Genomic DNA, 25,876 nt, shown 5'->3' on the forward strand with positions numbered 1-25,876 from the left:
GGTTTAGTTTTCTATAAGTCCTTGCTCTTCAATCCAAGGAGCTCCAGCAGCTTTTAGTTCTTTTTCCAAATTGGACATTGTAGTAATCAATACACCTAACTCTTTTTTGATGGTTTTCAATTGGTTCTGAGCTCGTCCCATTGCAGCTTTGTGATTACCGGTTGGGCCATATGTGTTTCCTAATGCGACATAACCAACAAAACTGCCGTCTCCTGGTGCTGGTGGTGTCTTCTCCCCTACTTCATTTTTAGCTGGATTGCCCTTCATTTGTTTGTTGAGCTCCAAAAGTCCAGTGCGAGCATTATATATTTTTGAATATAATGCCGATGTAGGTCTTTCTGCCTCATCCAGAGCACGTTTCATAGCGTTGGTTTTTAAAATGCTCTTTTCCAAGATGGAGTTTGTGGCGGCTATATCTTGTTGGAAATTCTGGTGCATCTCCCGGAAAGCATCGATTTCTGAGGTCGGTTTAGCAGGTAAGGCACCTTCTTTTAAAGGTTTTATTTGGAAAGTCTGTATTTCCGAAAGTTGTTTGAAGCCACCATCTAAACGCTGATGCAATTCAACGGAATAGGTTCCCGGTGTGGACAGATAGGGAGAGCCAAAGAAATTATCATCATCCCCTTTTGGTTTTTTTAATGGGATACCCGACCTATCTGCATAAGTAAGATTCCAAGCTACCCTATTGAATCCTTTCTTGTTCGTACCTTCTACTGAATTGACTACATTTCCATTACTGTCTTTTACTATGAGCATTAGTGCAGGCTTCTCCTGATTTTTCTCCTTTTCCAATGCTTCCCAGCCCGGAAAAGTAATATTGCCGTTTTGTTTGTTAAGCACTTTCTCTTTTTCCGTTCGTGAATCTTTCAAAGTTTTTAACTTCTCTGGCAAATAGTAAGTGAACGTTGCTCCAAACGGAGGGTTTTTTGCTACATATTGCGTATTGCCTTGACTACCAAGAGCACTTCGCTCAATATACCAATACGCTGGTTTAACCTTAAAAAGAGTGGTTTCATTCATTTTTGAAGCATCAAATTCCCGTAATGGGGAGATGTCGTCCAAAATGTAAAAGCCCCTACCAAAGGAGGCGCCCACTAAATCATCTTCTCTTCGCTGAATGGTGATATCCCGAAACGATATAGTGGGTAAACCACCATCAAGCTGTATCCAGTTGCTGCCTCCATTTTTAGTGAAATAAATTCCATATTCTGTAGCAGCGAACAAAAGTCCTTTTACCTTATGGTCTTGTACAATTCGCCATGTGAGCAAACGCTTAGGTAAATTTCCATTTATAAAGTCCCAACTTTTGCCCTTATCTGTACTTTTCAAAAGAAATGGCCTAAAATCACCCTCTTTATGATTGTCAAGCACAAGATAAACCGTGTTGGCATCATATAAATCGGCTCTTACATCGTTGACAAAAGCCCGGTTTGGAACTCCTTTGATATCTCCCAGCATTATTTTAGTCCAACTCGTACCACCATCTTCGGTCACTTGAAGAATCCCATCATCTGTGCCCGCATAAATAAGACCTTCTTGTACAGGCGATTCTGCCAATGAAGTAATTGTGTTGTAATTGGACATGGCACCTACGTCCCAAGGATTGTCCCAACTTTGCTGTCTTCCTAGAATAGGTAAGTTCAACCGCTCTTCATTTCGGGTCAGGTCTTTTGAGATGGCTGTCCAGTCATCTCCCCTGTTTTCTGATTTCCAAACACGATACGACGCAAAATATAAGCGCTTTGGATTGTGTGGGCTTACCAATATAGGTGCATCCCAGTTAAAACGTTCATGAGGTTCACCCGCTGATGGTTGCGGCTGAATAAACACGGTTTCACCCGTTGTTTGATCAATCCGCCATAACCAACCCTGTTGGAACTCCCCATAGGTAATATCTGGATTGCCCGGTTCTACGGCTGATTGATGCCCGTCCGCACCTAGAGTTTTCCACCAATCCGAGCTTAGAATTCCAGCTTCGCTGGTTGTTCTTGATGGCCCACCGTGTGAACCATTATCTTGAGTGCCCCCATAAATATTGTAAAATGGTTCCGTATCATCAACCGCAACTTTGTAGTACTGTGTAAGCGGAAGGTTTTCAAAAAACCGCCATGTTTTGGTCAGATCATAAGATTCGTACAACCCTCCATCTGTACCAAAAAGTACATAATCTGGGTCGGATGCCTTAAAAGCCATGGCATGGCTATCCACATGCTTCTTTTTCTCATTCATTTGTTCAAAGCTTTTGCCATGATCATTGGAGATTTGAACATAATTGCTCATCAGATAGAGTTTCCCTTCTTGGTGTGGTGATGCGTAGAGCTCTTGATAATAATGTGGACCGGTTCCACCAGATACTGCATCGGATTGTTTGGTCCAAGATGCACCTTGGTTATTGGAAATGAAAAGACCACCTTTCTTTCGGTCCAATTCTATAGCAGCGTAAATAGTCTCATGGTCAAAAGGAGAAATTGCCAGTCCAATTTTACCTAGGTTAGACTTTGGAATACCATTGGTCAACTTAGACCAAGTTTCGCCACCATCAGTGCTTTTATGTATGCCTGAACCCGGACCACCGCCCATATACGCCGCCACTGTTCTGTGCCTATCCCATGTTGCGGCATATAATACATCTGGGTTGGTAGGGTCAATCAGCATATCGGTAACACCTGTCCATTGATCGTCTCCCAGAGTTCTTTTCCATGTTTTCCCACCATTTGTGGATTTATAAAGCCCACGTTCGCCACCTTTGCTCCAAAGAGGCCCCTGCGATGCCACCCATATTGTGTTTGAATCTTCTGGGTGTACCATAATCTTGGAAATGTGCTCTGATATTTTGAGTCCCATGTTCTTCCATGTCTTTCCTTCATCATGGCTTACATACACACCATCTCCAAAGCCAACATGCCTTCCACCTACGTTTTCACCCGTACCTACCCAAACTGTGTTGGTATTGTTTGGGTCAATCGTTACACAACCAATGGAATAACTGGACTCTTTATCAAAAATTGGTTTCCATGTGGTACCGGCATTTATTGTTTTCCAGACGCCACCAGAGCCTACCGCTACGTACCAAACACTTTCGTTTTTGGGGTGAATGGCGATATCGGCAATACGTCCCGAAGTCATTGCTGGACCAATACTCCTAAACTCTAGTCCTTTGTAAGTTGTGGAGTCTGGTTTTTGGGCTGATGTATTAAAAGTTAAAGAGACAAATAGAAGTGCTACGAGGAAAAAATTTGAGAAATGTGACATGTGAAGTTTTTGGTTGAAATTGCATCGTAAGATAACCAAAAGCGTACGTCTTAATTCTAAAAGAAATGTGAAAAAAAGGCTTTTTTGAAAAAATAAGCGCATTGTGCATACATATTGAAAAACCTACTTTATGACCTAATTTTTTTACCAATGGTGTTCCTGAATATTCGTTGACTTAATCAAGGTGTGGAAAATTAATTTCTTATGTAGATAAATATGTTTACAATATTTAAATGCAACCTTTTAGTTGCTTTTTAAAATTATTTACATAAATTAGCAACCAATTAGTTGCATTATTAACCAATAAAACAAAATAAAATGAAAGATGTAATCAGAAAAGAACACAGTTTTAATTATCCCATACAAAAAGTTTGGGATGCCATTTCTAAAGCTGATGAAATCTCCTCTTGGTTTGTTAAAGCGGATTTTGAAGCTAAATCAGGATATGCCTATACGTTTTCAAGTCTTGAAGAGGATTGTCAAAAAATCACTGGAGTAGTTAAACATGCGGAGCCATTTACATTAATATATACTTGGATCGTAGAAGGAACGGATATTGAAACGATTGTAAAGTGGGAACTTACTGAAAATGACAAAGGAACTAAGCTTGTTCTTGAGCACTCGGGTATTTCCAACTATCCAGAAAACTCTGCCGTAACGTTCTTTTCAAGCTTTGATGCGGGATGGAATGGTTGTATAGATAAACTTGAAACATTTTTACCAAAACAGATTCATGCAAGATAATATTACCAAAATTCTAAAAGCAATAGCAGACCCTAAAAGGCGTGAAATTTTTCATGCCTTGGTCATTGCCTCTTCTGCCCTATCCATAACCCAGATTTCAGGTCAGTTTGAAATTAGTCGTCAAGGTATCACAAAGCATATAAAAACACTTCAAGATGCAGGATTGGTAGATATTACTGCAAAAGGAAGGGAGCGCTTTTGTGTTGCGGATGCCAGACCGCTTGAAAAAATTACGGAATGGGCCAAGTTTTATGAGAGATTTTGGGATAAGACCCTAAACGACTTGGGTACTTTTTTGGACAATAACGAATCTTAGACTATTTAAACTGAAAAGGGTATTATACATCTCAAATTGGTTTACGACCAAACGCAAGAATTTATTTATTGTCTTCGCTAAGTTCCTCCAGTATCTTCTTGAACCCAAGCGCAACCCCGTTGGTCCATCCAAAACCATCTTGAGTTTCGTACTCCCCTCCTCCAGAAAGCAATGTCAAGTCCTCAACATTGTATTTCTCCATCATTTTTCCAGTGTTTTTATACACTTTCTCGTTCAGTGCCAGCCATCGCTGCATAATTTCCTTAGCTTCATTGGTATATCCGTAGTTAAGTAACCCTTTAACGGCAATCCATTGTAAAGGGGCCCAACCATTCGGAGCATCCCATTGCTGGCCCGAATGTTCCAAAGTAGTAACCAGTCCACCTTCTTTTAGGAATTTATCCATTATCATTTCCTTTACTTGTTTGGCCTGCTCCTCTGAAGCTACATTGAAGTATAAAGGAAAAACTCCTGCCAGCGTGAGTTCTGTAGTATTTTCATTTTCTACAAAGTTATAATCGTGATAAAATCCTGTTTCCTCATTCCAAAAATAGTTGGAGATAGCTTTCTTACGATTTTCGGCCCTAGCTTTAAACTGAAGCCCTAAATTGGTAAAGCCATCTTCTGAATATATTTTTGAAATGGTACATTCCATAAAATATAACAAGCAATTTAGGTCGACGGGAAGTATATCAGCGGTTTTTGTGGTACTGAAACTTCCTTTTTCCGTATACCATCTAGAACTAAAATCCCAGCCCGAAGCTGCAGCTGATCTGAGATTATTGAAGAGTATTCGCTGTAAAGAATCAGATTCAAATACACTGGCCAAATGCAAATCCTCCTTATAAGCTTCGGGTCTTGGCGTATATCCTTTGTCCCAATACCTGTTTAAGACTTTATCCTCTCCTAATCGAACCACATGATTCTTTGGACCAACAATATTGGTATCCTGGATTCCATCCATCCAAAAATTATACTCTTTGTCCAATTGGTATAGATATGATTTTAATATTTTTTCATTTTTTCGTGAAATGGCGTCAACCATAAGGGAAAAGAATGGCGGTTGCGACCTGGTTCTATAGTAGTTACGCGTACCATTTGGTATAAAACCTACGGTATCGATCAAAAAAGCAAAATTATCGACCATATCCTGTGCTAAATCGTCCCTGCCATCAGCCAATAAACCTTCTAAGGTAAAATAGCTGTCCCAATAGTAGATTTCTTGAAAACGACCGCCGGGAACAACATATTTTTTTGGCAACGCTATTCGTGAGGAGTTGGCAATGCTACTATCCGGACCTCTGGTCAACTTGTCCCACATCAACGAGATATGCTCATACATGGTTTTTGTTGTGTCCGTTTCAAATTCCAAGGCTTGCATTGACCTATCCTCAAAATTTTCTTCAACAAAAGCTTTAAGGTCAAAGCCTTCCTTTTCTTTTTCAACAAGATATTTAGCTTCTAAAATTGAAATGGTATTTTTTGGAACCAAGTCGACAAAAGTTTTTGAATCCTTAAAAATAGTAGTCAGCTGAACGTCTTTGAAAAGCTGTGAATCGTAAAAATCAACCTCTTTAACCGACTTGGTTGCTTCCTTACAGCTAAAAACAATAAAACACAGTACTATTCCAAAACAAAACTTATGCATGCCTATAAAATTTTAAAGTGATTAAATATAAGCGTAATAACCTAAAGTGAAAAAACGTTAAAATCGTATACGATTTGTATCTTAAAGCCATGAATAGTCTTAGCATTCTACGAAATCAAGTAAAATCCCATTTGTTAGAACAAATCCAGATGGGAGAATTAGAGGTGGGCAAAACCATTAATCTGGCGCGTTTATCCAGAACAATGGGGATTAGTGTCACTCCAATTCGCGAAGCCTTGAGCCAATTGGAACAGGCTCGAATTATTAAGGCGGTTCCAAATCGAGGTTTTGTTATTTTTGAACTAAGCAAAGCTGAAGCAAAAAACCTCTACGAAACCATATCCCAACTTGAATTAATGGCGTTGGAGAATTCTTCGTTCACTCCTGAATTCATTCAGGTTCTACGACTGCACCAGACCAGATTGAAACAAGCGAATACAGATTCTGGAAAGTTGAAAGAAAGATTTGAATTTCATAGGGCTTTGATAAGCCGTTGTGCAAATATCATTTTAATTCAGTTGCTTGAAGACCTAAAGGCTAGATTACTATTTTATGAACAAGGATTTGGCAAGCATGAAGCTTCTTTTTATGAAAATGTGAACAATCAGAATGAAGCTTTGATTCAAGCCATTGAAGACGATAATATACCGACCGCTGCCTTGATATTAAAAATGAATTGGATGTTTGTGTTGAAACATATTGAAAATCAAATAGATGAATGAATTGTATCGAGGCATCTGAATCAAAAAAACCAGACGGTTTGTTATGGACCTTGGTTCGTTTTGTGCTATAACCAGTTGGATGGGACACCCAAGGATTGGCCCTTGCGAATTCTAATGATAATTAACATAGACTAAACTTTGGAAGGATTCGTTATATGTAATGAATAAAATCTGTCCCATGCAATTCCTGAATAAAGAGATTGAGGCTTTGGTCAAGCGAAAAAAATCCAAATCATTGGTGAAAAAACAGATATCTTGTGGAATTTTTCAGGATTTGGAAAATGAAACAAACCCACCCGAAATACATAAAACCAACAATTAACCGTTATTTTTCAAATAACGATTTATCCACTTCAGGAATTAAATTCAACGCATTTTTATAATATACCTTTTGTAATACTTCATCGGGCAAATCCAATCCGTACATTGCCCAAAAAGCATGGTATTTTTTGTAGTATGGGAAGTATTCATCATCAGTTTCCAAAACCCTGAAATAGGTTGGAAATTCTTCTGGTTTCCAGCTGTCTTTACCAAATAGGATTCTATCTTGATATTTTAAGAAGAACTTCTTTGCCATTCTGGGTTGGCGTCCCAGTTCTGCTATAATAGCACCTATACCAACAGACATATTGGGAATTTCATCCATTAACTCCCCTAGCCTAGCCAGGTTGTTTGCATACCATCCCATGTGCGCATTGATAAACTTGGTTTTTGGATGCTTTTTGAACATACGATGTTGTTCGTCAATAATCTGTTGCCAAGGTGCAGGATTGGTAGCGGAGCGTTTCCTTCTAGGCCTCGTTTTCAGTTCCAACCATCTTTCATTGTCTTTGTCCATAGGGTCCCAGAATGATTTTGGATCAGCTGCATGAATCAATACGGGAATTCCCAATTCACCACATTTTGTCCAGATAGGGTCTAGCCTAGAGTCATCGATCGCAATACGTTTTCCATTGATATCCTTGTGCCGTAATCCCAAGCTTTTGTAGATTTTTAGTCCTTTTGCTCCACTTTTTACATCAGATTCCAACTGTTTTACAGCTTCTTCTCCCCAATTGGGCTTACCAACTCCGCTAAAATCTATGTTGGCGAAAATTACAAACCTATTGGGATAATTATCGTTGACATTTTTCAGCATATCCCGCAAGCCTTCACCAGAACCACCACTCAGATTGACCATGACGCCCATATTCATTTTATCCATATCTCGTACTAGAGCGGACAAATCTTGTGTTGCCATGTTGAATTGATGACTATGGACATCGATAAAGGTAAACTTGGCTTTGTCGACAGGGTTTTCTGGAACTACCAATGTTGATTTGGGATTATACTCCTCAAACCCCATTTCTTGACTCTTTGTACATAAAAAGCAAAGAAAGAATAGTAAAGTTATAATATAGGTTCTCATGGTTAATTTATCATTTTATCAAGCAGTTGTGAATATTTTTCTTGTGTATCAATGTCAATTTCCTTTCCATTGGGAAAAACACGTTCGGTATCATCTATGTACTTTTCTATAATCTGTTTTGCACCAGAATCCTTATCAAGTTCAAGAAGTTCTGAGAGAATGGAACGGTGGAAAATTGCAGGGACACCAACTTTATTTTCATAGGCTGTTGCTATTATGATTGATTCACCATCATTAAATTTCTTTTTCATCAAATCTAAGTATACCGAATCTATCATTGGCTGGTCAGCAAGCATGACTAAAATTCCATCAAAATTCTTATCATGTTCTAAAGTATGTTTTACTCCTACAGCAATTGAACTTCCAATACCGGATTGCCATTTGGGGTTATAAACCAAGTTTGCTTCAGAAATGGATGATCGTATCTCATTCGCATTGGACCCTAAAACAACATATGTGTGAGCCGTTACTTTCTGTGCTTGTTCAAGTGCATGTCCTAAAAGTGTGGTCTTTCCCCAAGGAAGCAACTGCTTTATTGAATTCCCCATTCTTTTTGAAGCTCCTGCAGCCAATATCAGTGTAGCAATAGATTTGGACATATTAGTTGTGAATCTTACCCATTTTGTTTTTTAAGAGCATTGGCTCTTTATGACGTACAACAGTTAAAATTTCAGCCAAAACAGCTATTGCGATTTCTTGCGGTGTTTCTGCTCCAATATCAATTCCAGCTGGACCGTGTATTTGGTCTAGGAAGTTTTCCGAAATATCTGGATGTCGTTCCAATAATTCATCAAATAACTTTTCCCGTCTTTTAAAAGGGCCCAAAAGACCCATATAAGCTGGTTTTTGGTCCTTCAAAGCGACGAGATACTGTAAATCCTTAACAAAGCTATGGGTCATTATGGCCACGGCGGTCTGCTCGTCCAGTTTTGGTCGGAAAGATTCTGGCTCGACGGTAATGAGTTTGTGAATGCCTGGGAAATCATTTTCAGTTTTCTCTTCTCGTGGGTTGGCAACAATGGTAACTTCCCAACCTGTTAAAGCTGCATATTTGCACAATTGTACGGCATCATGCTCTGCACCAATGATCATTAATTGAAAACAAGGTTGCATCTTTTGCTCAAAATACAACAAATCTATGTCTTGTTTTTGGACACTTTGATTTATAGGGTATGCAACGGCTCCCAAACGGAAAAAGGTTCCAAAATCTTCATGCGCAGTATGCTCCTTTTCATAGAATGATTGTATCTCAAATGTATTTCTTTGCAAAATGGTGCTCCAAAACTGGGTTATCAGGTCTGGGCTTGGATCAAAAACCTCCAATAGAATATACAGAATGCCTTCACAGCCTAAACGATATCTGCCATCGTAGACCATTACTTTTGGCACTCCATTGGTAAAAACCGATTGTGCTTGCCTTAGGATTTCCTTCTCCACACATCCACCACTTACTGCACCCACCATATCTCCATTTTCAAAAATCAACATACGTACTCCAGGTCTACGATATGATGAACCTTCTAAGGAAACAACGGTCGCCAAAATAGCTTTTTGGGAATTTGGCCTGCCTTCTTCATATTGTTGGATGATATTTTTTAGCTCGTGGGTCATTTAAAAGGGTTTCAAGTTTTTAAAATCTCAATTCTTACACCTAATTGCTAGTTGACGATTATCGCCATAATTCATTGATATGTTTTAAACAATAATACTTTTCGTAGGTATAAATGATAATACAGCCCCATCCTCTCCAACGGCTTGATTGGGTTCCATTTGTACAAAACCATTCGCTCTAGACAGATTTAAAAGGTCACCGGACCCTGATGTATTCAACGTATTTGCACATAGAACACCTTCTTTGATTCTAGTCTTCACACCTACAAACATTGTTAAGTCAGTTTTGTTTACAAAAGGTTCTTCTAAAAATACAGTAAATTGAGATGATTCTGTATCTAAAGATTTGTTAAGCCATGGTTTAAAATATAGATGGTAATTTACAAAAGTTGATACTGGATTGCCTGGAAATGCAAATACTATTGATTTTTTGGTTTCATGTTTTCCAAACCAAAATGGTTTGCCAGGTCGCTGGAGCACTTTATGAAATATCTTTTTAACGCTCAGTTCTTCAAAAGTTTTAGGTAAAAAATCAAACTTTCCTTTGGAAACCCCGCCACTTAAAAGTAAAACATCATAATCAGTAAGAAGTGATTCCAAATTACGCTGCAATATGGATTCATCGTCGTTAAAATGATAGGTTTCCGCTGTTATATTTTCATCAGCTAAAAGAGCTGCCAGTGAATGTGTATTCGATTTTCGTATTTGATGTGGTAACGGAGTTTCATCAACTTTGACCAGTTCGTTGCCTGTAGCTACAACAGCTATTTTTGGTAGTTTTTTGACCAGAACTTCAGATTTGCCAACAGTTGCCAATACACCAATTTCAGCTGCATTAATTTTGAGCCCCGGTTGAAGTAATTCCTCACCACTTGCAATATCGCTTGCCTTATAATGGATATTTTGTCCTTTGACTACTGCATTTTCCACGGTAAAAATCCCATTATCTTCGGATGTGTGCTCGTACATGATGACTGTATCTGCATTTTCAGGCACCATGGAACCTGTCATTACCTCGATACATGTAGCATTATCCTCTAGAATAAGTTGCGGATTTCCGGCTTGGGCCACCATTGTAGCTTTGAACACTGTTTTATTCGGTTCAAGGTTCTTATATTGTATTGCAATGCCGTCTTTGGTAGCTCTATTAAAAGGTGGAAAATCCCTATCGGCAACGATGCTTTCGGCCAAAATTCGATTGTTTGCCTGTAGCAATGGAACAGATTCAGTTCCGTAGTCTTCCACATTTTCAAGTACAGCTTGCAGTGCCACTTTGAACGTAATCATATCATTTGGTTTGATACTTATGACGATAAGGTCATTAATTTGTTCATTCCTCCCAAAATATTATAAAACTTTAATTCAGGATAATCCATTTGGAGTTGTTTTGTAGCAATTGCACTCCGTTTTCCAGATTGACAGACGATATAAATATCGTGATGACTTTTAGATAGTTGTTTGGGCAGTTGCAACGTATTCAAAGGTAGATGTATTGCTTCCTGAAGGTGGCCACGGTCAAATTCCCCTTTAGTTCGAACATCTAACAAGGTAAAAGGTGTTTTAGATTCCCTGAGTTCTAAAAAGGTTTCTACGCTGACCTCAGCTACTATTTCGCAAGAATCGGTTTGATAAGTTTCCTTGAGTTCAGTGATTTTAGTATTCGAAAGCTGCGGTTTAAACTTCATTTTGGTGGTGCGCTGGCTTAATCCATCATAAATCAACAAGCTTCCAGAAAGTATTTCTCCTACCCCTGATATCAATTTTATGGTTTCCAAGGCCTGTAATGTTCCTATTATCCCAGGTAAAACCCCCATAACGCCATTTTCATTGCAGTTTGGTACTTCATTTGGGGTTGGCATATCTGGATATAAACAGCGGTATGTAGGTCCGTTTTCATGGTTAAATACGCTAACATGCCCTTCAAAACCATGTAAAGCTCCGTAAACAAAAGGCTTATTTAGAATTACGCAAGCATCATTTATCAAATAACGTGTTGGGAAGTTATCGGTCGCATCGACTACGACATCATAATCTTTTATAGTGTCCAGTGCATTATCCCTGGTCAGAAAAGTGTCATGTAAGCCAAAAACGGTCTGTGAATTTTGAACACTTAATTTTTCGTGGGCAACCTCCAGTTTTAATCTTCCTAAATCTTTTTCGGTATACAGTACTTGTCGCTGCAGGTTATGCAATTCCACAACGTCTTGGTCCATAAGTCCTAACATTCCCACGCCCATGGCATTCAGGTATTGCAGGATAGGAATGCCCAACCCGCCTAGACCAACTACCAGGACCTTGCTATTTATCAATTTGGATTGACCTTCTGGGCCAAATTCCTTCAAACTTGTTTGTCTACTATACCTATCCTCCATCGGCCAAAGCAATTTTTGATTTGATAAACTCGTAATCTTCAATGGAATTGGCATTGTACAGTAGTTCATCTTGTTCTGGATGAACGAGTTGAATATCAGAATTGATAAGAAATTTTCGTGGACAGCTACTTTTCGCAGTTTTTAAAAATGAAATGGATTTTTGCAATCCAGCCGGTTCCCAAATTGTAATCAAAGGTTCGGGTAATCCAGTTTCTTTTGTTGCAAAAGAGGTGGCCAATCTATTTGTGTTTCGACTATTTGAAAGCAATTGCAGTGCTTCTTTGTCAATCATTGGTAAATCGCATGCCAGTACAAGCCAAGCCACTTCTGGATAATTGCTATGCGCACTGAGTATGCCGTTGAACGGCCCCCGATATTCATTTTTATCAATTATTGTATTGAAGCTATTTGTCAATGCTGTCTCTTGTTCTTCCCGTATACTAAGAAAGACAGTATCGCAGATGGTACCCAAAAGTTGGTACAGATACTCTTGCTGCGGAATACCGCGATAAGGAATCAACCCTTTATCGGTTCCCATACGGGTGCTCCTGCCCCCTGCAAGTACTAAACCATATAGCTTTGGTATTTTATGTTCGTTTGTATTTTTCACACTTCAATCTTAGTTAACCGCCAATGGATGTCATTGAACTATCGAATACTGTCGTCGAATGTTCTTGCTGCGCATCAAAACCAGTTTTGGCTCTATTGCCAATAGCATTAAGAATGGCACTCTTTACATTTTCTTCCCCATTTGCTTCACGAATGATATCCCGAAGATTCACTTTGGGTTTTCCGTACAAACACGTGACCACGTCGCCAGTTGCAGTTACTCTTAACCTATTGCAACTTCCGCAAAATGTTCTGCTGAAGGATGGAATAATACCAAAAGTACCTTGATGCCCCGGTATTTTATAGTTTATGGAAGTGGATGTTTTGGGTGACTCCAGTTTTTGATAATCGGGATATGCTTGTGCTATATGTTCTAAAATAGCTTTGTAATTCCATTTGATGGAGGTGAAATTCTTTGAACCTCCGTTAAAGGGCATTTCTTCTAAAAAACGGACAGAAACATTATAATGCTTCATAACTTTTAAAATAGGTAGAATATCCTGTTCGTTCTGACCATCCAATACGATAAAATTAATGCGGACATTAAATCCTTCGGTAATAAGTCGTATTAGGTTATTGTGTACAGTTTCAAATTGTTTTCTACGTGTTATTCGCTCAAATGTCTCTTTATTGATGGAATCCAAACTAACATTGATGTTTTTAATCCCAAGCTGTTTTAATTCATCAATATGAGGACCGATCAACGTAGCATTTGTGGTGACTGAAATATCGTCAAGCCCTTTCATCTTGGTCAATGCCCGTAACAGCACCATTACATCTTTTCGAACAAAAGGTTCCCCACCTGTAATCCGTATTTTATCTATCCCCTGCTCCACCAATATGCTTCCCACTTGAGTGAGCTCTTCAATAGTAAGCAACTTGTCATTTTTCACAAAGTTGATTCCTTCCGAAGGCATACAATAATTACAGCGCAGGTTGCACCTGTCCGTTACGGCAAGTCTTAAATAGTTAATTTCCCTATTGTGATTATCTATCAGCATAGTTATCCTTCAAAACCGTGGAAAAGATAGTACTTCTGTTTTTATTATCCGCCGCTCACGGGTGGAATTAATGCTATTTCATCGTATGAATTAATTACTTTATCATCTTCTGCATAATCGTTGTTCACGGCTATGGCAAGCGAGGACAATTTGTTCAATTCTGGATATGTATCGCCTAAAAACTGTTTAAGTTCTTTTACGGTTTTTGGAATTTTTCTGCCTGTAACACTGGATGTGGGAACGGACAAGGTAGAGGTCCCTACAATGTCCTTTGTAATCCCGAATAATAATATCGTCATAAATCAACCTATAATTTCTTTTTGGGGTACTTTTAAAAGTTCTGGTGTTTTGGTGAATGGTTGTTTATATAATCTATTTCCCGTAGCCGCCTTTAGGGCATTAGCTACTGCCCCGCCAGCCGGAGGAAGGGTTGGCTCTCCCAATCCTGTTGGAGAATATTCGTTTTCCATCAAAAAAGTTTCCACTACGGGAGCTTCTTTCATTCGTATAAGTCGGTACCTATCAAAATTATTGGCCATTGGTTTTCCATCCTTAAATGCCAGTTCTCCAAACATGGAATGTCCAACACCATCAATAACGCCACCTTCTATCTGGTTTAGTGCTCCTAAAGGATTTACCACGATGCCGCAATCGACCACACAGGTTATTTTCTTGACCACAGGTTCACCGTTCTCTATTTCAACATCGGCGACTTCTGCTACGTGGGTATTATGGCAGTAATAGTTTACAAAGCCTTGGTATACATTTTTGGGTTTGGTGCCCCAGCCTGATTTTTCCACGGCTATTTTAATAACATCTTTCATACGTTCAGGAGAATACTGGATTCTTTCGTCTTCTTCTGGTTTCACCTTATCCAATAAATCCAATCGCAATTGAATCTTATCCACTTCCATTAATTCTGCCAGTTCATCAAAGAAACTCTGCTCGGCATAGGCCAGGAAATTAGTATAGGGTGCTCTCCATGCCCCAGTAGTAATATTACTGGTATACTTTGCTGTATCGACTTGATAATTTTCAATAGCGCCAGCAGGAAAAAAGTTCGGGATAAGACCGTACATATTGCTATTTATAGCCGCTTCTTTTAAATGATATGCTGTTAGTTTTCCATCTTTGATTCCAGCTTTGATGCGATATTTTATGGCAGGTCTGTAAACGCCTGTTTGCATATCATCTTCTCTACTACTGACTACTTTTACGGGTTTTTTGATATGATTTGAAATCTCGGCAGCCTCGAGCACGAAATCACCGTACAATCTCCTGCCAAAACCACCGCCCATACGGGTCATTTCCAAATAAATATCACTTTCTTCCCTGCCCAGCATTTTGGCAACCAGACCAGCTTTCCACTCTGGAGTTTGTATAGGTCCTACCAAGTGTACTTTGTCATCCGTTACATTGGCAAAAAAGTTCATGGGCTCCATACAGTTATGTGGCAGAAAAGGAGACTCGTATGTACGTTCCAAAATTTCATCCGCTTCGGCGAAGGCCTTTTTTACATTTCCATCGGAACGAGGGGTTTCAAAGTCATTGCCATCCAATAAAGCGGTAAGCTTTTTATCATGTTCTTCTGTACTTTCCATCGCTGAATCCTCTTCCCACTCTGCCTGTAGAGCTTCTTTAGCTTTGAGCGCTTGCCAGGTCGAATTGGCCACTACAACAACCTTGTCACTAGCAGAAATCTTGCTGCCAAAACTTGGGTCTTCTTCTAGCAATCCACGTACTTTTTCCCCAATTGTAAAAATATCGATAACACCCGACATAGCGCGGGCCTTTACATCGTCGTAGGAAACAAGTTTATGACCAAATGCTGGAGGTCTTATAACAGCAGCATATACCATTCCTTCAGCTTTATAATCCAATCCAAACAAGGGTTTGCCGGTTGTTATTTTATCAATATCAACGTTACCGGCATCCTTGCCAATAATTTTATAATCCTTCGGACTTTTTAGGGTAATATCCTCTGGCACTTCCAATAATGCTGCTTCTTTAACAACATCACCATAGCCCAAAGTTTCTCCTGCAGCATTGGTAATGACCCCATCGCTTACGGTCAATTCAGATGCATCTACTCCCCAACGAGCAGCGGCGGCATTGACCAACATTTGTTTGGCCGTAGCACCAGTTTGCCTAAGTGCATCCCATCCATGACGTATGGACTGACTTCCTCCTGCTACTTGTCTAGTATAGTTCTTAGTGTCAAGAATACCTTGTTTTACATACACATCTTTCCATGCTACGTCCAGTTCTTCCGCAATGATCATGGGCATGGAAGTTTTTACCCCTTGTCCTATTTCGGGATTAGGTGAAAAAATGGTAACAGCTCCATTGTCCGCAATTTCTATAAATGCGTTGAAGTCATTGTAGTCTAATTGGGCGAGGTCTATTGGTGGTGCGGCCTTGGGCTTGCACGCCTGGAATAAGTTGAAACCGATCAGCATGCCGCCTCCTGCTAATGAAGAAGTTCGCATAAAGGCCCTCCTGCTGAATGTTAATGTTTTATTTGTTGACATTTTGAGTGTTTTACCTTTGTTTAGTTGAAAAAATCTTTAGACTGAATCACTTCCACTTTGAAAATCTTACTATCCTCAAAACTGAAAATTTCTACAATATCCCTTCCTTTATCTGATGGATTTAGCCAAACCTTATCATGCATGATTACCTTATTATCAATTTCGACAAGATGTTGTATTTCTGAACGGACATTTGGATACTTTTTAAAATGTTCATCCCTGTTATGTTGTAAACTATTTCGCCCACTTAGCTTGAGTTCAGAATCTAAATAGATCTGTACATCTTCAGAAAAGTTTTTCACATATTGATGAGCATCTTTTTTGTTTACAGCTGTGATCATTTCTTTTACCAAAATACTATTTGAGTCAAGATTCATGGACTTGCTTTTGCTATTACAAGCAATTAGGGAAGTAAAGACGGAAATAAAAAAGAATTTCTTGAGCATTTGAAACATCATTGTGATTAATCCATGTTCTCCGAAGCAATCATAACCGCCTTACGGATTCTGGTGTATGATGCACATCTGCATATATTACCGTGCATTGCATTTTTCACATCATCTTCGGATGGATTCGGATTGCTTTCCAAAAATGCGGAAGCTGTCATGATCTGTCCTGCTTGGCAATAACCACATTGAGGAACATCCACTTCCTTCCAAGCTTCTTGGACCGGGTGTGTTCCATCTTCGGATAGACCTTCAATGGTTGTTATGGATTTACCATCAATTTGGGCCAAGGACAAGGAACAGCTTCTCATTGCCGTACCGTCAACATGTATGGTGCAGGCACCACATTGGCCTATTCCACATCCGTACTTTGTTCCCACTAACTCTAAATGGTCCCGTAGCACCCATAGCACTGGAGTGTCTTCAGAAACATCAACTGTTTTGGATTCTCCGTTTACTTTAATCTGATACGTTGGCATAGTGTTTTTGAATTGATTGAATTTCAAGTTGTTTGCATGTTCAAGTTACCAAAAATTGATTGGACTCCTTTTTTTTTAACAAACGGCTATTTTTTTTAACTTTTCTTTAATCATATAATGAACTCCAAAAGTAATTTTCAAACAAAACAAGCGTTTTGCAGAAAGAACCTCAACTTTTTGTAAAATGAAAAATATATTCAAACTCATCTTTTTTGTTATTCTAACCGTTTTTATCTCTTCTTGCGGAAATTCTGATGATGATGTCAATTTTGATATCAACCAGCGGGAATTGGGCCAGGGCGAAGAAGCTGATGATTGTTTAGGCTTTGAAGAAAATGAGCTATTGCTTTCCATTCAGGACCAGTTCACCACACTTCCTGGAAAAGTATCCATTCTTTTTAAAGTTTTCGACAGTGCCGGGACACCTATATCTGGTTTAACGGCAGATCAATTTACAATCTATGAGCAGGGCCGAAACGACGATTGTTTCAATACCATATCCTCTTCTGAATCTTCTGCTCGGATTTCATCCAATTCCCAAATCTTCAACAACACGACTCTTTTAGTGCTTGATTTGAGTAATAGTGTTTTGGAAAGCAGTTTGGATGAGCTTAAAACCGCATCTACCAGTTTTATTACTAATGTTATCCCTACTCCCGAAGCAGATTCGTTTAAAATGGCCATCTATTGGTTTGATGGTGAGGACGAACTACACCTCTTAAATCCACCTACCTCTTCTGCAACCGAACTTACAGCGGCAATCGACGGAATCACTACAGATATAAGTACCGACCCATCAACGGATTTGTATGGTGCTGTTATAAAGTCAACCCAAATTGCCGAAGATGAAATTAAAGCAAACAATGAGGCCTCCGTTATAGGAGCGGCTTCCATTGTACTTTTTACCGATGGCACAGATCAGGCTTCACGATTTTCAGAAGAAACTGCGTTAAGGGCGGTAAACGACGCAAATCAAAATATTTCTTTTTTCACCATTGGATTAGGTTCTGAAATTGATACAAGTATCTTAACAAATATTGGAAAAACCGCTAGTGTATTTGCAGGAAACAAAGAGGAATTGGAAGCTACGTTTACACAGATTTCCCAACGTGTTTCGGAACAGGCCAACAGTTTTTATTTGTTTGAGTATTGTACTCCAAAACGGGATGGTAGCGGTGACAACAATCTAGTTATTCAATTGACCAATGGTGGACTGCAGGGCGCAGTACAGACCAAGTTCAGTGCCAATGGATTTATGGGAGGCTGCGAATAACAATTTATTTAGATTGGCATAAAATCCTATTCTTTCGATTTCTTTAATGTTCGGCCATGTCCCAAAAGTAGGGTTTCTGGCGCGATAGTTGTTGTAAATACATAAACAACAACAATTTACATCCTTTTGAACTGATTTAAGTTTAACTCAAAAAAAATGACTATGGATGTGGTAAAAGAGATTATTCAGAAAAGCGCGATAGGACCATTATCCAATTGGTCAAAAGGGGTGGTACTATCTTTATTCACTTCAATACTAGGTTTGCTCTTAACAATGCTCGTGCTACTTTTCAAGTATGGTACGCAAGTAAACATTCAATTTGGGTATTAACGATAGATTAATGCATTGCCAAACTGTTGCTTTTCTATGGGTTTTGATAAATCAATTAAAAATCCATTGATTACGGCATGGGTCAATTTTCCGTCTTTTTCTAAAAAAAACGTTGGGTTTACTCCCGGTCGAAGTCTAAAATCTGGTAGTTTATAAGAATCGGGAACAAAGTGTCCTGGCATTTCGGTATAGCCCAATGGTGGTAAAAAGTTTGTTTTAAAGTAACCGTAGCCTGATTTAAAAGGACTGTTCTTGTCGTTCCAAAGTGCTCTGGTATTTGTGTCCATTTTTTTTGGATATACCTTTGGTGGCACTATTTTGTATCCTGTAGCATCGAATGTTTCGTAGCCATAGAATGTTGATAGGTCGCCTTGATCCGCAATCATACTTCGGTAATAAAATGATTCATGGTTTTCGTCATCTACCTCTCGTCGATTGATTCCCAAATCCAAAATATAATCCTTGCCTAGAAGTTCATAGGTTATGTTCTTTATTTTAAGGTCGAAAAGCTTACGGTCGTTTTTTGGGATTTTTTCATAATCGGCTTCTGGAATGCTTTTATAACTTTCTTTTGCAATCGTATACAACGCTGACAAAATGGAAACATAATTCAGCTTTCGTATTTCCTGCTTTTCAACATCGTTTGCATAGCCACCGGATTCAATTAAAATCAAGCTAGTGCCCCATTTGGCAATATTGTCGCCAAAGGCCCTTGGTTCAAAATCATCACTGTATCGTCCTACCTGACCTGGTGCATATTTTTGGATGATATTGTTCATGTAAACGATAACCTTCATAGCGTTTGAGCGAACTTCATTAATATCCTTTTCATAATTAAAGGCAGTTGCCAAATATGAAATCGTAGCTGGTTTACTTGTCAGTTCTGCGTTGTAATAGGTACTTTGATCATGAAGGTTAAATCCAAACTTGGCATCTAAGCTGTCGCGAAGCCTTTTCAATGTTCTTCCTTCGGGGGATTGCAGTCGTAAGGCGTCTCTGTTGATATCGATTCCCAAAGCATTTCTACGCTGGTACACCTCTGCCCCATCTGGATTTAGCATGGGAAGAAAGTGAAGCTTTAGTTTTGAAAGAATGATTTCTTTTTCAGATTTGAATTCGGGGCATCCAAAAAATTGAGGATATCAAAAATGGCCATTGTCGCGGTCGGTTCGTTCCCGTGCATTTGTGACCATAAAAAAATGTTTTCCGATCCAGAACCTATACTGATCAAATGCAGATTGCGCCCTTCTATGGATTCTCCAACTTTTTGCACTTCAAACTTTGGATTTGCATCAAACCTTTGTATCAAGGGCTGTATTTGTTTATGCTTGATACGTCTTTTTTCCAAAGAAGCTTCTTTGTAACCATTATATGTTTCGTATAGTTTTGATGTGATGGCTTCTTGGGAATGGGATATTACGCTGAGTAATCCAGCTAAAAAAAGTAGTATTTGTTTCTGCATGTTGTTATTTTGAGGGAACAGGCTTAAAATTAAATCTTTTTGTGGCTTCCCGTACACTTTTCATAAAATCAGTTCCCGGGTCTGTTTTTGTGGTGCGGTATCCATCGTCAACTTCTAACCATAATGGGTGACCTTCAAACTGGGTATATTCATGATGGCCTATTACATATTCTATATTGTACTTGTCCGCCAGATATTCGACTAAAAAAATATTGGCATCCAACTGTTCTTTGGTCAAAGGAGTCTCTTCCGTGCCACCTACATTTTCAATACCTATGGCACAGTGGTTTAGTCCAATTACATGTCTGGCCATGGTAGTTTCTGGCATTAATCTATAAATAGTGCCGTCTTGATCTACCAAAAAATGAGCAGATACGTTTAGACCACTTACGCTTTCTATATCGGGACGCCAATTGGGTAGTGTTGGTTTTTCAAAAGCTTCAAAAGATTTTTGGAGTGTTGGAATGGCCGTCCAGTGCAGCACAATCATTTTGGGAACTATCTCTGGTGTTTCCTGTTCTAAATTGTAGCGCTTTAACAGATATTCTTTGGTCAGGTCGATACGCTCTTCATTAAAAACGATTGGCCTGTCCACTATCTCATGTTTCGTATTACATGACCATAGCACAATTAGTATCAAAATCAATAATCTAACTTTTTTCATATTTAGTTTGTTTTGGGAGTAGTTGTAGTATCCAAGGGGACGGCATATTGGATTTGTAGTTTCCTTTTTCCCCATTGCCTTGCTTTTTTAACGTCCAATCCCATATAGATATCGATTCTATTGCGCCACTTTCGGTTCATTTTATCCATAACATAAAAAGTATCGGAAAAGGTATCTATTTTCACCATGGTATTGTGCCTTAACCCTAACTTTAAGAGGTCTCTAGAGATGGCAATGCTTTTCATGCCCGGTTTTAAAGTATCGCCCCATGCTGCAATACTTGGATTGGTATTGGTAGTTTGCCAAGGAACCGAATTATAAGCGGAAGCGGTCACTGCTAAAGTTTTCCATTCCCATTTGGGCTGGGGAACCGTTTTTTTCTTACAAGCAAATAATATCAAAAAACAAAGCAAAAAATTCTTCAAAGAGATTATTATTGATTGATTTCTAAAGATAGAAAATCCTTTTGTAAGTCAAGTGCCTATTAAATGATGTTCGATTACAGTAAATGAACAATATTAAGTAGTAAGAATATATATAGTTTTATTTATTTGGTTTTGTTAAAACATTTCTTTTGCAATTGCAGTAAACAATCAAAACTTTTATTTCTTGACCACCAACATAATATTATTATATCTTCTTTTATGTGTTCGATTTGAGATTTCTTTGGGTATTGTTAACCAGCTATTCCTGTTGATTACAAACCTAAATTCGTGTTTGTTTGCTTTTTGGAAGTTTGATATCGGAACCGATAGTTCATAAACTCCTTGTCCTAAATCATCCAATTGGTATGAATCATTATTTGGATTCCAATTATTGAAGGTTCCTGCAACCGATACACTTTTAATCATACCAACATTCAACTTTTCAGGATGGATATATTGAAAGATAACAGTATCATTTTCAATACGGTAACCATAGGTTTCCCCACGGTATTTGTCAAGGTCACCTATATCATCTGCAATTGAGTTAATGGCAATCTGAAGCCTTTCATGAGTCATGGGTGTGCTTTGATTGATAACCAATGAAATGCCCAAATTTTGTTCAGGAAAAACAACGAATATATTCTGCACTCCGTATCCACCACCATGCTTAAGACAACGAAGGCCATTTCTGGTCACGTTAATATCATCCCATAAGTATCCATTCCAGTTTTCATTAGAATTTACAATATTTCTTCGAGATTCTAAAACTACTTTGTCATCAAGTCTTAAGTGGTATTTCAAAAATTTATTGAGGTCACTGATCGTGGATTTTAACATTCCGCCCGCTCCCCAGATACGATACGCAAAATTTGGCATCAATTTTCCGTTAATATTGTAGCCGTTCAATAATTTTTTAGCGCTTGGCACCCTAAAAGAGGTAGCATTCAGCCCAAGTTTTTCAAAAAGTTCATCCTCAACTATTTTTCTAAAGTCCTTTTGATAGACTTTTTCTAAAATGTATCCTGTAAGTTCGGGGCATAGCTCATTATAATAGTTCGTTGTACCTGGGAAAGTATCCAACTCAACTTTTCTCAAGTCTTCAAAAAAATCTGATTTGTCGTAAGCTGTACCAAATTCTTTAAGTCTAAAAGCCGTGCTATCGTCTTCTACTCTTCTTAATGAACTTATATCTGGAAAACTCCGATTGACCCCAGATTTGAATCCTAGTAAATCTTTAACTCGAATAGGTCGACCTTGAAACTCAAGGTTTGGGTATTTTCCCGGTAAAAACTTCCTAACGTCATCCTCTAGATTTACTTTTTTGCCCAAAACAGCCTTCGCCATCAAAGTTCCAGTAAATACTTTGGTGACCGATGCAATCTCAAAAAGCGTTGTATCTGTAATTTTGTTGCCCTTTCCCTTGTCAATTTCCCCATAGTGTTTGGTATAGGTTTGTCCATTTTTTATCACGGATATGGATGCGGCAAACGCATTGGTGTCTTTCAGTAGACTTCGCCCATGAGTATTAAGGATGGTATCGATGTAGGCTTTGGTCAATTTTTCTTGTGAGTAACACGAGGTAACTAGAATTGAAATACAAACAAAGGTCTGAATTAGGCATGTTTTCATTTAAGTATTTATTTATTATGGTTTTATGTTTCTTTTAAATTAGATAAAGCGTTTATCGCTGTTTCGGATTTTGTTAAAAGTTAGTACAGCGTATAGGAGTAATTCATTTTGATGATTTATTGAATTAGGGGCTATTTTGAGCAAGTACTCCCAAAAATTGATATGGTTACAATAATTCTATTTTTTTGCTCTTTTTGAAAATAGCTACAGCTAAATGAAAAGAAAACTATAAGGAAGAGTGAAAAGCACCAGCTTCAGGTTAGAGAATGGTAACATTCCAAAAGAATAAATAAAAAACTATCAATCCTGATTACTTAAGCAGTAACAAAATATAAAAGGATAATATATACCGTTAATGTAGCACCAAGGGATATGCGGCAATAATATTGTTTTTGAAAAAATCTTAGCTTGGAAGTGGAACGTAAGTAGGGTCATGTTCCATCATTGGAAAAGTTTTAGCGGTCCATTCCTGTTTGGCCTTTTCAATTTTCTCTTTGCTGGATGAAACAAAATTCCAATAAATGTGTCGCTCTTCGGGAAAAGGCTCACCTCCAAAAAGTAAAATATGGGAATTTGGTTTTAGTAAAATCTCGCACGTATCTTCAACTTTGGAAGCCAAAATATTTCCTTTCCCAATATCTTTACCACAAGCGGTAATTCCGCCTTCCACGATACAGATACCAATCTCCCCTTTGAGGTTATCCTTAACATCTAGTAGGTATTCAGATTCATTTTTCACTTCGACCATAAAAAGAGGGGAATATGTGGGAACGGGAGATTTTTTATTGTAGCCTTCACCAGCTACTAATGTGAATTCAGTTGGGCCATCCTTCCATTTAGGCAAATCATTCCCGCTGATATGATGAAATTCTGGCTCTATGTCTTCCAGTTCTTTTGGAAGTGCGACCCAAATCTGGTAACCGTGTGCGGTAAATACCTTTCCGTTACGCAAATCCGTAGGGGTTCTTTCCGAATGGGAAACTCCCTTGCCAGCAGTCATCCAATTTACAGAACCTGGGCTTATCCGCTGGTTTGTACCCATACTGTCCTCGTGCACAATTTCGCCCTCTAACATAAAAGTAAGCGTGGATAGTCCGATATGGGGATGTTGGTCCACATCCATATACCGATTAGGTCCAAGCACTGTAGGTCCCATATGGTCAATAAAAATAAAAGGGCCGATCATTCGCTTTTTTCGAAACGGAATGAGCCTTCCTACCAAAAAATCACCAATGTCGCGACTTCTTTCTTCAATGATCAATCCTATGTTGGACATGCTGTAAATGTTTATATTTAGCCCCTCTAAGTTACGATAAATCCATATCCATGAAACTATTGAAACGCTCATTAATTCTATTGCTAATCATTATCGGTGTTGTTGTTTATTTCAACTATTCCAAACTGAACATGATATCCGGTTATGCCGTTAAAAATATGGCATCTGCTGTGTTTGTTGCTGAACGCTCGGCAGCATCGGTAACCCAAAACGATAACAATGTACCGTTGGTAAAACTGGCAGATACGGAAGTTGATAAAAGCAATAATTCAGCTACGGCAACTGTTTACGGGCTTATGGAGCGAAAAGCAGTGTACAGGGAAGGATTGGGCACCGTTCTTATAAATGATGATTATGACGAAGCAGCTTTTACACTTAAACCCAACAGGGATTTTTCTTCGGATACGATTCCTTATCCCTATGGACAGGCCAGTCCAAAGGATACTATTTTCCCTGAAATCAATGACCTCCAAGTGAGTAAGGCCATTGCCACTGCTTTTGGAAATCCTGAAGTACAGAAAACAAGAACACTTTTAATATTGTACAAAGGTCACTTAATTGCAGAAAAATATATTGATGGTTTTACTAAAGACACTCCAGTGTTGGGATGGTCCATGACCAAAAGTGTCCTGGCTACCTGTTACGGAATTTTAGAACACCAAGGAAAGTTGGAAATGTCATGGCCCGCTCCTATTGCAGAGTGGAAAGATGATGACCGCAAGGACATTACGTTAAATCATTTGTTGCGCATGCAAAGTGGCCTAGCTTGGGAAGAAGACTATACCAAAATCTCGGACGTCACAAAAATGCTCTTTTTGGATAGCGATATGCCCCAAGCCCAAAAAGCAAAGGAAGCCATTGCCAAACCAAAGGAAATCTGGAACTATTCTTCTGGTACAACAAATTTACTTTCGGGGATTTTACGACAACAGTTTCGTTCGCACCAAGAATATCTTGATTTTCCTTATGCAGCACTAATCGATAAAATTGGAATGCATTCCATGATATTGGAGGCGGATATTGCTGGCAACTACGTAGGGTCTTCCTATTCGTGGGCCAATACTCGGGATTGGGCTCGCTTTGGGCAGCTGTATCTGGATAAGGGTACTTGGAACGGGGAGCAAATCTTTAGTTCAAAATGGGTTGACTATATCACCGAGCCTACGCTCCATTCCAAAGGCACTTATGGAGCACATTTTTGGTTGAACACAGAAGGAAAATATCCCGATGCGCCCAGAGACCTCTTTTCCTGTAATGGATATCAAGGACAATATGTTTTTGTGATTCCGTCAAAGAATTTGGTAGTTGTACGCACTGGATTGGCTGAAAACCCAACATTTGATGTTAACGCATTCCTGTCAGAGGTCGTTAAAATTGTACCATAAATCGATATTACTATCCAAAACATTGCGCTAACCACAACAAAACAACCGTTCACAACAATAATTTCATTTGGGTGAACTGTCACGGTACATTTACAGTGTAATAATCAACAAACAATATTTAAAGACAAGTAAATTTTTTCATTTTCATATAGTGTTCTCGTAAAAGAGTCTTGACCATAACGGCAAGGCTCTTTTTAGTTTATGGCTATATTGGTTTTGGTTGTTCGTTAATGGTTGATGGTAGAATTGTTCTATTTTACTTAGAATAACAGAAATCAGATATCAGAGAACTG

At 38.7% G+C, this 25,876-nt stretch carries 25 protein-coding genes; 6 read left to right on the forward strand and 19 right to left on the reverse strand.

Features of this window, described 5'->3' with window-relative positions; translation table 11 throughout:
• Positions 1–3 precede the first annotated feature (3 nt).
• Positions 4–3,252 (reverse strand): sialidase family protein, encoded by a 3,249-nt coding sequence (locus LV716_RS16560; RefSeq protein WP_163418887.1) that lies wholly within the window; start codon positions 3,250–3,252, stop codon positions 4–6.
• A gap of 318 nt (positions 3,253–3,570) precedes the next feature.
• Here LV716_RS16560 and LV716_RS16565 point away from each other — a divergent pair, with 318 nt between their 5' ends.
• The gene (locus tag LV716_RS16565) at positions 3,571–3,996 is read left to right on the forward strand and encodes an SRPBCC domain-containing protein (protein WP_163418888.1); all 426 of its coding nucleotides are present in this window, start codon (positions 3,571–3,573) and stop codon (positions 3,994–3,996) included.
• Entirely contained in the window at positions 3,986–4,312 is a 327-nt protein-coding gene (locus tag LV716_RS16570; RefSeq protein ID WP_163418889.1) for a helix-turn-helix transcriptional regulator, read from the forward strand. The genes LV716_RS16565 and LV716_RS16570 overlap by 11 nt, the downstream gene beginning before the upstream one ends.
• A 61-nt stretch (positions 4,313–4,373) precedes the next feature.
• On the opposite strand, the gene treF is transcribed toward LV716_RS16570, so the two are convergent.
• Positions 4,374–5,960 (reverse strand): alpha,alpha-trehalase TreF, encoded by a 1,587-nt coding sequence (treF, locus tag LV716_RS16575; protein WP_163418890.1) that lies wholly within the window; start codon positions 5,958–5,960, stop codon positions 4,374–4,376.
• 89 nt (positions 5,961–6,049) lie between these two features.
• Between treF and LV716_RS16580 the strand changes: the two genes are divergently transcribed.
• Both LV716_RS16580 and LV716_RS16585 read left to right on the forward strand, forming a co-directional pair.
• A complete protein-coding gene (locus tag LV716_RS16580; RefSeq protein WP_163418891.1) occupies positions 6,050–6,682 on the forward strand; it encodes a GntR family transcriptional regulator in 633 nt (210 codons plus the stop codon).
• 178 nt (positions 6,683–6,860) lie between these two features.
• Positions 6,861–7,004, forward strand: coding sequence for a hypothetical protein (locus LV716_RS16585; protein ID WP_163418892.1), 144 nt, complete (start codon positions 6,861–6,863; stop codon positions 7,002–7,004).
• Positions 7,005–7,007: 3 nt separating this feature from the next.
• Here the strand turns inward: LV716_RS16585 and LV716_RS16590 are convergent, their stop codons facing one another.
• The 11 genes from LV716_RS16590 to LV716_RS16640 all read right to left on the reverse strand — a co-directional run bounded on the left by LV716_RS16590 (position 7,008) and on the right by LV716_RS16640 (position 17,139).
• Positions 7,008–8,027: an amidohydrolase family protein gene (locus LV716_RS16590; RefSeq protein WP_233759169.1), complete on the reverse strand. Its 1,020-nt coding sequence runs from the start codon at positions 8,025–8,027 to the stop codon at positions 7,008–7,010.
• Positions 8,028–8,092: 65 nt separating this feature from the next.
• On the reverse strand, positions 8,093–8,689 hold the full coding sequence (locus LV716_RS16595) for an NTP transferase domain-containing protein (RefSeq protein WP_163418894.1): 597 nt from the start codon (positions 8,687–8,689) through the stop codon (positions 8,093–8,095).
• Position 8,690: 1 nt separating this feature from the next.
• A complete protein-coding gene (locus LV716_RS16600) occupies positions 8,691–9,701 on the reverse strand; it encodes an XdhC family protein (RefSeq protein ID WP_163418895.1) in 1,011 nt (336 codons plus the stop codon).
• A gap of 84 nt (positions 9,702–9,785) precedes the next feature.
• Positions 9,786–10,988 carry a molybdopterin molybdotransferase MoeA gene (locus LV716_RS16605; protein WP_163418896.1) on the reverse strand — a complete coding sequence of 401 codons (1,203 nt, stop codon included), beginning with the start codon at positions 10,986–10,988 and terminating at the stop codon, positions 9,786–9,788.
• A gap of 17 nt (positions 10,989–11,005) precedes the next feature.
• Positions 11,006–12,073 carry a HesA/MoeB/ThiF family protein gene (locus tag LV716_RS16610; RefSeq protein ID WP_163418897.1) on the reverse strand — a complete coding sequence of 356 codons (1,068 nt, stop codon included), beginning with the start codon at positions 12,071–12,073 and terminating at the stop codon, positions 11,006–11,008.
• Positions 12,063–12,683, reverse strand: coding sequence for an NTP transferase domain-containing protein (locus tag LV716_RS16615; protein WP_163418898.1), 621 nt, complete (start codon positions 12,681–12,683; stop codon positions 12,063–12,065). Before LV716_RS16615 ends, LV716_RS16610 begins: the two co-directional genes overlap by 11 nt.
• 13 nt (positions 12,684–12,696) lie before the next feature.
• Positions 12,697–13,683, reverse strand: coding sequence for a GTP 3',8-cyclase MoaA (gene moaA, locus LV716_RS16620; RefSeq protein WP_163418899.1), 987 nt, complete (start codon positions 13,681–13,683; stop codon positions 12,697–12,699).
• A 44-nt stretch (positions 13,684–13,727) separates the two neighbouring features.
• Positions 13,728–13,982, reverse strand: a complete 255-nt coding sequence (locus LV716_RS16625; protein WP_163418900.1) for a MoaD/ThiS family protein — start codon at positions 13,980–13,982, stop codon at positions 13,728–13,730.
• 3 nt (positions 13,983–13,985) lie between these two features.
• Complete coding sequence (locus tag LV716_RS16630; protein ID WP_163418901.1) at positions 13,986–16,214, reverse strand: xanthine dehydrogenase family protein molybdopterin-binding subunit; 2,229 nt, start codon at positions 16,212–16,214, stop codon at positions 13,986–13,988.
• A gap of 20 nt (positions 16,215–16,234) precedes the next feature.
• Positions 16,235–16,591: a nuclear transport factor 2 family protein gene (locus LV716_RS16635; RefSeq protein ID WP_163418902.1), complete on the reverse strand. Its 357-nt coding sequence runs from the start codon at positions 16,589–16,591 to the stop codon at positions 16,235–16,237.
• 86 nt (positions 16,592–16,677) lie between these two features.
• Positions 16,678–17,139: a (2Fe-2S)-binding protein gene (locus LV716_RS16640; protein WP_163418903.1), complete on the reverse strand. Its 462-nt coding sequence runs from the start codon at positions 17,137–17,139 to the stop codon at positions 16,678–16,680.
• A 184-nt stretch (positions 17,140–17,323) separates the two neighbouring features.
• Here LV716_RS16640 and LV716_RS16645 point away from each other — a divergent pair, with 184 nt between their 5' ends.
• Complete coding sequence (locus tag LV716_RS16645) at positions 17,324–18,412, forward strand: VWA domain-containing protein (protein WP_163418904.1); 1,089 nt, start codon at positions 17,324–17,326, stop codon at positions 18,410–18,412.
• A 326-nt stretch (positions 18,413–18,738) separates the two neighbouring features.
• Here the strand turns inward: LV716_RS16645 and LV716_RS16650 are convergent, their stop codons facing one another.
• From LV716_RS16650 to LV716_RS16670, 6 genes are all read right to left on the reverse strand, one after another.
• On the reverse strand, positions 18,739–19,803 hold the full coding sequence (locus LV716_RS16650; protein WP_370637434.1) for a peptidase M14: 1,065 nt from the start codon (positions 19,801–19,803) through the stop codon (positions 18,739–18,741).
• Positions 19,804–19,820: 17 nt separating this feature from the next.
• On the reverse strand, positions 19,821–20,204 hold the full coding sequence (locus LV716_RS18575; RefSeq protein ID WP_370637435.1) for a M14 family zinc carboxypeptidase: 384 nt from the start codon (positions 20,202–20,204) through the stop codon (positions 19,821–19,823).
• 4 nt (positions 20,205–20,208) lie between these two features.
• A complete protein-coding gene (locus LV716_RS16655; RefSeq protein WP_163418906.1) occupies positions 20,209–20,868 on the reverse strand; it encodes a peptidoglycan recognition family protein in 660 nt (219 codons plus the stop codon).
• Between the two features lie 2 nt (positions 20,869–20,870).
• Complete coding sequence (locus LV716_RS16660; RefSeq protein WP_233759170.1) at positions 20,871–21,293, reverse strand: 3D domain-containing protein; 423 nt, start codon at positions 21,291–21,293, stop codon at positions 20,871–20,873.
• A 177-nt stretch (positions 21,294–21,470) separates the two neighbouring features.
• A complete protein-coding gene (locus LV716_RS16665) occupies positions 21,471–22,922 on the reverse strand; it encodes a serine hydrolase (protein ID WP_163418907.1) in 1,452 nt (483 codons plus the stop codon).
• 403 nt (positions 22,923–23,325) lie between these two features.
• A complete protein-coding gene (locus tag LV716_RS16670) occupies positions 23,326–24,198 on the reverse strand; it encodes a pirin family protein (RefSeq protein ID WP_163418908.1) in 873 nt (290 codons plus the stop codon).
• A 50-nt stretch (positions 24,199–24,248) separates the two neighbouring features.
• Between LV716_RS16670 and LV716_RS16675 the strand changes: the two genes are divergently transcribed.
• Positions 24,249–25,583: a serine hydrolase gene (locus LV716_RS16675; protein WP_163418909.1), complete on the forward strand. Its 1,335-nt coding sequence runs from the start codon at positions 24,249–24,251 to the stop codon at positions 25,581–25,583.
• Positions 25,584–25,876 lie beyond the last annotated feature (293 nt).

This window comes from Flagellimonas sp. HMM57, from assembly GCF_021390175.1.
In the GTDB taxonomy this organism is placed as follows: domain Bacteria; phylum Bacteroidota; class Bacteroidia; order Flavobacteriales; family Flavobacteriaceae; genus Flagellimonas.

Coding starts and splice junctions, on each gene's coding strand:
- LV716_RS16650 (WP_370637434.1), bottom strand. CDS start 19,803: ATGCTAAATCCAGATGGGGCAGAGGTGTACCAGCGTAGAAATGCTTTG.
- LV716_RS16585 (WP_163418892.1), top strand. CDS start 6,861: ATGCAATTCCTGAATAAAGAGATTGAGGCTTTGGTCAAGCGAAAAAAA.
- LV716_RS18575 (WP_370637435.1), bottom strand. CDS start 20,204: ATGCAGAAACAAATACTACTTTTTTTAGCTGGATTACTCAGCGTAATA.
- LV716_RS16645 (WP_163418904.1), top strand. CDS start 17,324: ATGAAAAATATATTCAAACTCATCTTTTTTGTTATTCTAACCGTTTTT.
- LV716_RS16580 (WP_163418891.1), top strand. CDS start 6,050: ATGAATAGTCTTAGCATTCTACGAAATCAAGTAAAATCCCATTTGTTA.
- LV716_RS16560 (WP_163418887.1), bottom strand. CDS start 3,252: ATGTCACATTTCTCAAATTTTTTCCTCGTAGCACTTCTATTTGTCTCT.
- LV716_RS16665 (WP_163418907.1), bottom strand. CDS start 22,922: ATGAAAACATGCCTAATTCAGACCTTTGTTTGTATTTCAATTCTAGTT.
- LV716_RS16655 (WP_163418906.1), bottom strand. CDS start 20,868: ATGAAAAAAGTTAGATTATTGATTTTGATACTAATTGTGCTATGGTCA.
- LV716_RS16670 (WP_163418908.1), bottom strand. CDS start 24,198: ATGTCCAACATAGGATTGATCATTGAAGAAAGAAGTCGCGACATTGGT.
- LV716_RS16605 (WP_163418896.1), bottom strand. CDS start 10,988: ATGATTACGTTCAAAGTGGCACTGCAAGCTGTACTTGAAAATGTGGAA.
- LV716_RS16630 (WP_163418901.1), bottom strand. CDS start 16,214: ATGTCAACAAATAAAACATTAACATTCAGCAGGAGGGCCTTTATGCGA.
- treF (WP_163418890.1), bottom strand. CDS start 5,960: ATGCATAAGTTTTGTTTTGGAATAGTACTGTGTTTTATTGTTTTTAGC.
- LV716_RS16570 (WP_163418889.1), top strand. CDS start 3,986: ATGCAAGATAATATTACCAAAATTCTAAAAGCAATAGCAGACCCTAAA.
- LV716_RS16595 (WP_163418894.1), bottom strand. CDS start 8,689: ATGTCCAAATCTATTGCTACACTGATATTGGCTGCAGGAGCTTCAAAA.
- LV716_RS16565 (WP_163418888.1), top strand. CDS start 3,571: ATGAAAGATGTAATCAGAAAAGAACACAGTTTTAATTATCCCATACAA.
- LV716_RS16610 (WP_163418897.1), bottom strand. CDS start 12,073: ATGGAGGATAGGTATAGTAGACAAACAAGTTTGAAGGAATTTGGCCCA.
- LV716_RS16590 (WP_233759169.1), bottom strand. CDS start 8,027: ATGGGGTTTGAGGAGTATAATCCCAAATCAACATTGGTAGTTCCAGAA.
- LV716_RS16625 (WP_163418900.1), bottom strand. CDS start 13,982: ATGACGATATTATTATTCGGGATTACAAAGGACATTGTAGGGACCTCT.
- moaA (WP_163418899.1), bottom strand. CDS start 13,683: ATGCTGATAGATAATCACAATAGGGAAATTAACTATTTAAGACTTGCC.
- LV716_RS16675 (WP_163418909.1), top strand. CDS start 24,249: ATGAAACTATTGAAACGCTCATTAATTCTATTGCTAATCATTATCGGT.
- LV716_RS16635 (WP_163418902.1), bottom strand. CDS start 16,591: ATGAATCTTGACTCAAATAGTATTTTGGTAAAAGAAATGATCACAGCT.
- LV716_RS16600 (WP_163418895.1), bottom strand. CDS start 9,701: ATGACCCACGAGCTAAAAAATATCATCCAACAATATGAAGAAGGCAGG.
- LV716_RS16640 (WP_163418903.1), bottom strand. CDS start 17,139: ATGCCAACGTATCAGATTAAAGTAAACGGAGAATCCAAAACAGTTGAT.